This window comes from Reyranella sp. (genome assembly GCF_050185545.1).
Taxonomy (GTDB): domain Bacteria; phylum Pseudomonadota; class Alphaproteobacteria; order Reyranellales; family Reyranellaceae; genus Reyranella.
This window is the reverse complement of the sequence record NZ_JBFWZI010000050.1, coordinates 1-5,652: the sequence shown is the minus strand read 5'-3', so window position 1 is coordinate 5,652 and position 5,652 is coordinate 1. Positions and strand designations below refer to the sequence as shown.

Below are 5,652 nucleotides of genomic sequence, written 5' to 3'. Positions count from 1 at the left end.
TTGGGATCGCGGAACTGGTCGACCGAATTGCCGCTGACGCCCTGGAACTGGACAGCGAGGACCTGCGGCTCGGCCCATTCGCCCTCCGCGTTGAAGCGGATGTCGCCGACGATCGTCTTGTACGTGTTCTTGCGGGCGAACTCGGCCATCTTGGCATCGTTGGTCCCGCCCGCGCCGACCACGGTCTGCTCGACCACCTGCATGATGGCGTAGCCGAAGGGGGGCAGATAGTACCCCAGGAGATCGACACCGGCCGCTGCCGACTTGGCTTGGTACTTCTTCAGGAACTCGCGCGCGGCGTCGGTCGCGAATCCTGCCCAGGGAAGCCAGAAATCGTAGACCACGATGCCATTCAGGAGGGGGCCAAGCTGGGTCTTGATGGCGGTCGCCTGCAGGCCGACCATGCCGCCACCATAGATCTTGGGCTTGAATCCGATCTCGCTCGACGCCCGGATGATGCCCACGGAATCGGGGGGATAAGAGGACGCGAAGAAGATGTCGGGATTGGTCGCCGCGATGGCGCGGACAAGCGGCGTGTAGTCGGCGGTCGCGGGCGGATAGGTCTTGTCGTAAACGATCTTGAGGTTGTGCTTCTTGGCGATGTTGCGCACGCCCTCCATCGCGTTGCGCGGGAACTCCGCGTCAGCGCCGGTCATGGCCAGGGTCATGGGCTTGGGATTCTGTGCCATCGCCACTTCGAAGAACCCGTCGGCGAACGCTTCCTTTGGCCTCGGTCCGCCCGCCGGCTGGACCGAGAAATAGCGCGGGTACTTGAACTCGGAGTTCACCGCCAGGCCGAACAGGCCGAAGAAGGTACGATCCTTCTGCATCACGACCGGCATGGCCGGCGCAATCATGTTGGTGGCGTATCCGCTGATCACGACGTCGACCTTGTCGACGTCCATCAGCTTCGTGTAGAGGCCAGGCACCTGCGAAGGATTGGACTGGTCATCGTAGTAGACGAGCTTGACCGGCCGACCGAGCAGACCGCCCTTGGCGTTGATTTCCTCTTCCCAGATTTGCATGGCGAGAAGCGCCGCCTTGCCGTTGGGGGCGAGGCCGCCGGTCAAAGCCATGCCGAAGCCGATGGTGAGCGGTTTGCCCTGCGCGCTGGCGCTGCCGGCGAAGCCGGTCGCGGCGCCAGCGGCCGCAAGCTTGCCAAGAGTACGACGCTTGATGTTCATGGACCTTCCTCCCTGTCCTTTGTGAATTGAGTTATTTGATCCTAAAGCGCTTTGCGATTTGATGGAACCGGCGTTGCGAATTCCTCCCCCGTGGGAGGTGCCCGTCATGCGGGGCGGAGGGGGAGGGCTGCAGTCGAGATGCTTCGGATGCCGACGTCAGAATCGGAGGGGCCTCGACTGCGGCTTTCCCCCTCCGCCCCCTGCGGGAGCGCCTCCCCCGATTGCGGAGGAGGGTTTCGAGAATTGCTTCGCTGGAAGATATCCGGCGACGCCGCTCAATCGGCGGCGACGGCCGGGTTGGCCCGGAAGGCCGGCATGACCTCGCGGGCAAAGGCGCGAAGGTTGGCAACCGAGGCGTTGGGGTCGACCAGCAGCAGATTGGTCGCGCCGCCCGCCTCGAGCTCGCGGACGCGGGCGATCACCTCGTCAGGCGTACCGAGCAGCGGCGCGGTATCGTCCTCGACTCGGTCGGGCAGCTTGTCGCGCGCCAGATCGCCGATGACGCTGAGCGTGCGCCGGCGCGTCTGGTAGGCCGCCTCCCGCTCGCTCTCGCTGTGGATCATCTGCAGCGCCCGCGCCGTCGCCACCATGTCGGACGAGTAGGGCCGACCGACCCGCTCGCATTCCTCGCGGAACAGGGCGATACGGCGAATGATCTGGTCGGTCTGGGCGAGCTGGTCGAGCAGCAGGTTGTAGCCCTCGCGCGCCGCTCGCCGCACGCTGTCGAGGCTGCCGGCGGCGAGCCACAGCGGCGGATGCGGCCGCTGCAGCGGCATCGGCTCGACGACGATGTTCTCGTAATTCCAGCGCTTGCCGTGATGGCTGAACCGGCCCTCGCTGGTCCACGCCTTGCGGATCACCTCCATGGCCTCGTCGAAGCGCTCGGTCGCCTCGTCCATCGGGATGCAGAAGCCGCTGAATTCGGCCTTGCGATAGCCCTTGCCGACGCCGAGATCGACGCGCCCGCCGGTCAGCAGGTCGAGCGTCGCGACCTGCTCGGCGACCAGCACCGGGTTGTGCCAGGGCAGCACCACCACGGCGGTGCCGAGGCGGATGTTGCGGGTCCTGGCCGCGAGATAGGCCAGCACGGTCATCGAGGAGGAGACCTGTCCCTGGCCGGTGAAATGGTGCTCGACCATGAACAGGTGGCGGAAGCCCAGGCGGTCGGCTTCGACGACATAGTCGATGAAGCTTTCGTAGCCCTGGCTGTCCTCGAGGCCGGTCGAGGGCTTGGTGCGCGCACCGCCGAATAGTCCGAACTGCATGACGGCATGCTGGACGCCTGCACCGGACATGGGCAAGCGCAAAAACTTCCCTATATTGGCGGACATGACTGATGACCCCAGGAAATGGATGTGGGCCGACGCGCTGCAGATGCTGGCGCGCGCCGAGCGCCTGCACCGCACCGTCTTCAATGCGCCGCAGGCCTCGCAGCGCGGTATCGGCTGGGAGCCACCCGCCGATGTCCTCGAAACCGACAGCATGGTGCTGATCCTTGTCGCCCTGCCGGGCGTCGACCCCAATCAGATCAGGCTCGGCCTGCAGGGCGGCGTGCTGACGATCTCGGGCGAGCGCGTGCTGCCCCAGGAGCTGCGAACGGCCACGATCCACCGCATGGAGTTGCCGCAGGGCCGCTTCGAGCGCCGTGTCCCCATACCGCCCGGGCGCTACGAGCAACCGCGCACCGGGGTGTCGAACGGCTGCGTGGTAATCCAACTGGTCAAGGCGCCGCTTCCCCAAGCGACGAAGGTGCAGCCATGAGCCCGCCCGACGTCTCGACCGCTGACCAGACGGTGAAGCCACTGCCGGCCGACGCCCTGATCATCGTCCCGGTCCGCAACATGGTGCTGTTTCCGGAGATCGTGCTGCCGATCACGCTCGGCCGGCCGGCCTCGATCGCCGCCGCCCAGCAGGCCGTGCGCGAGCAGCGCCAGATCCTGCTCGTCCTGCAGCGCGATCCCGAGAAGGAAGACCCCGGGGCCGACGACCTCTATCGCATCGGCACGGTGGCCAATATCGGCCGTTACGTGACCAGCCCGGAAGGCGGCCATCACCTGATTTGCCAGGGCGTGCAACGCTTCAACATCTCGGAATTCGTCACGGGGTATCCCTTCCTGCTGGCCCGCGGGTTCCACATTCCGGAGCCTACGACCACCGGGCCCGAGATCGAGGCGCGCCTCGTCCTGCTGCAGGATCAGATTCGCGAAACCCTCGACCTGCTGCCACGCGTGCCGCCGGAGCTGCGCCAGACCATCGAGGCGACGACGTCGCCCGGCCTGCTGGCCGATCTGGCGGTGACCTATCTCGACGCCTCGCCGGCCGAGAAGATGGAGATCCTCGCCACCGTCGACCTGATACCGCGGATGGACAAGGTCATGGCGCTGATCGGTCGCCGGCTCGAGGTCCTGCGCCTGTCGGCCGAGATCGGCGCGCGCACCAAGCAGTCGCTCGACTCCCGCCAGCGCGAGGTCCTGCTGCGCGAGCAGATGGCCGCCATCCAGCGCGAGCTGGGCGAGGACAGCTCCAACAAGGCGGAGCTCGCCAACCTCGAGAAGTCGATCGTCGAGGCGAAAATGCCGGCCGAGGTCGAGGCGGCCTCGCGCAAGGAGCTGCGCCGCCTGCAGCGCACGCCGGAGGCTGCGGCCGAGTACGGCATGATCCGCACCTACCTCGACACGCTGCTCGAGCTGCCGTGGGCGCTGCCGGAGCACAAGGACATCGACATCGCCGAGGCGCGCCGCATCCTCGATGCCGACCATTACGGCCTGGAGAAGATCAAGAAGCGCATCGTCGAGTACCTCGCCGTGCGCAAGCTGGCGCCCGAGGGCAAGGCGCCGATCCTGTGCTTCGTCGGGCCGCCCGGTGTCGGCAAGACGTCGCTCGGCCAGTCGATCGCGCGCGCCATGGGGCGCAAGTTCTCGCGCGTCAGCCTGGGCGGCGTGCACGACGAGGCCGAGATCCGCGGCCATCGCCGGACCTACATCGGCGCCCTGCCGGGCACCATCATCCAGGCGATCCGCAAGGCCGGCGCGCGCGACTGCGTGATGATGCTCGACGAGATCGACAAGATGGGCACCGGCATCCACGGCGATCCCGCCGCGGCGATGCTGGAGGTGCTCGATCCCGAGCAGAACGGCACGTTTCGCGACAACTATCTCGACGTGCCGTTCGACCTCAGCCGGGTCGTGTTCATCTGCACCGCCAACATGCTCGAGACCGTCCCCGGGCCGCTGCGCGATCGCATGGAGATCGTAGCCCTGTCGGGTTACACCGCGGGCGAGAAGCTCGAGATCGCACGGCGCTATCTGGTGCGCCGCCAGCTCGAGGCCAACGGCCTGACGGCCGACCAGGTCGACATCGATGACGCCGCGCTGCGCGGCATCATCGACGGCTACACGCGCGAGGCCGGCGTGCGCAGCCTCGAGCGCGAGATCGGGCGCACCTTTCGCAGCGTCGCCGTCGAGTTCGCCGAAGGAGCGACGGAAAAGAAGCATATCGGCGTCGCCGACCTCGAGCGGGTGCTGGGGCCGATACGCTTCGAGAACGAGATCGCCATGCGGTCGAGCGTGCCCGGCGTGGCCACCGGCCTCGCCTGGACGCCGGTCGGCGGCGACATCCTGTTCATCGAGGCGACGCGCTCGCCCGGCAGTGGCCGCCTGCTGCTGACCGGCCAGCTGGGCGAGGTGATGCGCGAGAGCGCCCAGGCCGCGCTCAGCCTGATCAAGAGCCAGACGTCGGCGCTCGGCATCGAGGCCGGCTCGTTCGAGAAGACCGACATCCATGTCCACGTGCCAGCGGGCGCGACGCCAAAGGACGGCCCGAGCGCGGGCGTGGCGATGTACATGGCGCTCGCCTCGCTGCTGACCGGGCGGACCGTGCGCAACGACACGGCGATGACCGGCGAGATCAGCCTGCGCGGCCTCGTGCTGCCGGTCGGCGGCATCAAGGAGAAGGTCGTGGCCGCCGCCGCCGCCGGCATCACCCGCGTGATGCTGCCGGCCCGCAACCGCCGCGACTTCGACGACATCCCGGAAGAGGTGCGCAACAGCCTCGAGTTCATCTGGCTGCAGAAGGTCGAGGACGCGGTAGCGCAGGGGCTGCAGGCGGCACCGTAGAATTCCTCCTCCGTAATCGGGGGAGGTGCCCCCGAACGGGGGCGGAGGGGGAAAGCCTCACGCGAGGTTCATGAAGTTCCGACGTCGGAATCAGAGGAATCTCGACTGAGGCCTTCCCCCTTCGGCCCTGCGGGCCACCTCCCCCGTAAGACGGGAGAGGCAAGTGATGGGGGAACACACCATGGATCGTTTCTGGCTCAAGAGCTACCCGCCGGGGGTGCCGGCTGACATCGATCCGTCGGTCTATCCGACCATCGTCTCGCTGCTCGAGGAGAGCTTCCAGAAGTTCCGTGACCGCAAGGCCTATGTCTGCATGGACAAGGCCATCACCTTCGGTGAGCTCGACGCGCTCT

The 5,652-nt window shown here is 67.1% G+C and carries 4 protein-coding genes and 1 pseudogene; 3 read left to right on the top strand and 2 right to left on the bottom strand.

The window, feature by feature from the left end:
- Both AB7O82_RS15890 and AB7O82_RS15885 read right to left on the bottom strand, forming a co-directional pair.
- On the bottom strand, positions 1-1,184 hold a 1,184-nt coding region (locus AB7O82_RS15890), incomplete at its 3' end, for an amino acid ABC transporter substrate-binding protein (RefSeq protein ID WP_428619756.1).
- Positions 1,185-1,459: 275 nt separating this feature from the next.
- Complete coding sequence (locus AB7O82_RS15885) at positions 1,460-2,449, bottom strand: LLM class flavin-dependent oxidoreductase (RefSeq protein WP_428540691.1); 990 nt, start codon at positions 2,447-2,449, stop codon at positions 1,460-1,462.
- Positions 2,450-2,477: 28 nt separating this feature from the next.
- On the opposite strand from AB7O82_RS15885, the gene AB7O82_RS15880 reads away from it, so the two are divergent.
- The 3 genes and pseudogenes from AB7O82_RS15880 to AB7O82_RS15870 all read left to right on the top strand — a co-directional run.
- Positions 2,478-2,945 carry an Hsp20/alpha crystallin family protein gene (locus AB7O82_RS15880; protein ID WP_428540694.1) on the top strand — a complete coding sequence of 156 codons (468 nt, stop codon included), beginning with the start codon at positions 2,478-2,480 and terminating at the stop codon, positions 2,943-2,945.
- Positions 2,942-5,299, top strand: a complete 2,358-nt coding sequence (lon, locus tag AB7O82_RS15875; protein WP_428540697.1) for an endopeptidase La — start codon at positions 2,942-2,944, stop codon at positions 5,297-5,299. Before AB7O82_RS15880 ends, lon begins: the two co-directional genes overlap by 4 nt.
- Before the next feature lie 181 nt (positions 5,300-5,480).
- Positions 5,481-5,652 (top strand): annotated as a pseudogene (locus AB7O82_RS15870) (long-chain fatty acid--CoA ligase); the annotation flags it as partial.

Excerpts from the sequence above, each read along its gene's own strand:
- AB7O82_RS15885 (WP_428540691.1), bottom strand. The coding sequence starts at position 2,449 with ATGCAGTTCGGACTATTCGGCGGTGCGCGCACCAAGCCCTCGACCGGC.
- AB7O82_RS15880 (WP_428540694.1), top strand. The coding sequence starts at position 2,478 with ATGGGCAAGCGCAAAAACTTCCCTATATTGGCGGACATGACTGATGAC.
- lon (WP_428540697.1), top strand. The coding sequence starts at position 2,942 with ATGAGCCCGCCCGACGTCTCGACCGCTGACCAGACGGTGAAGCCACTG.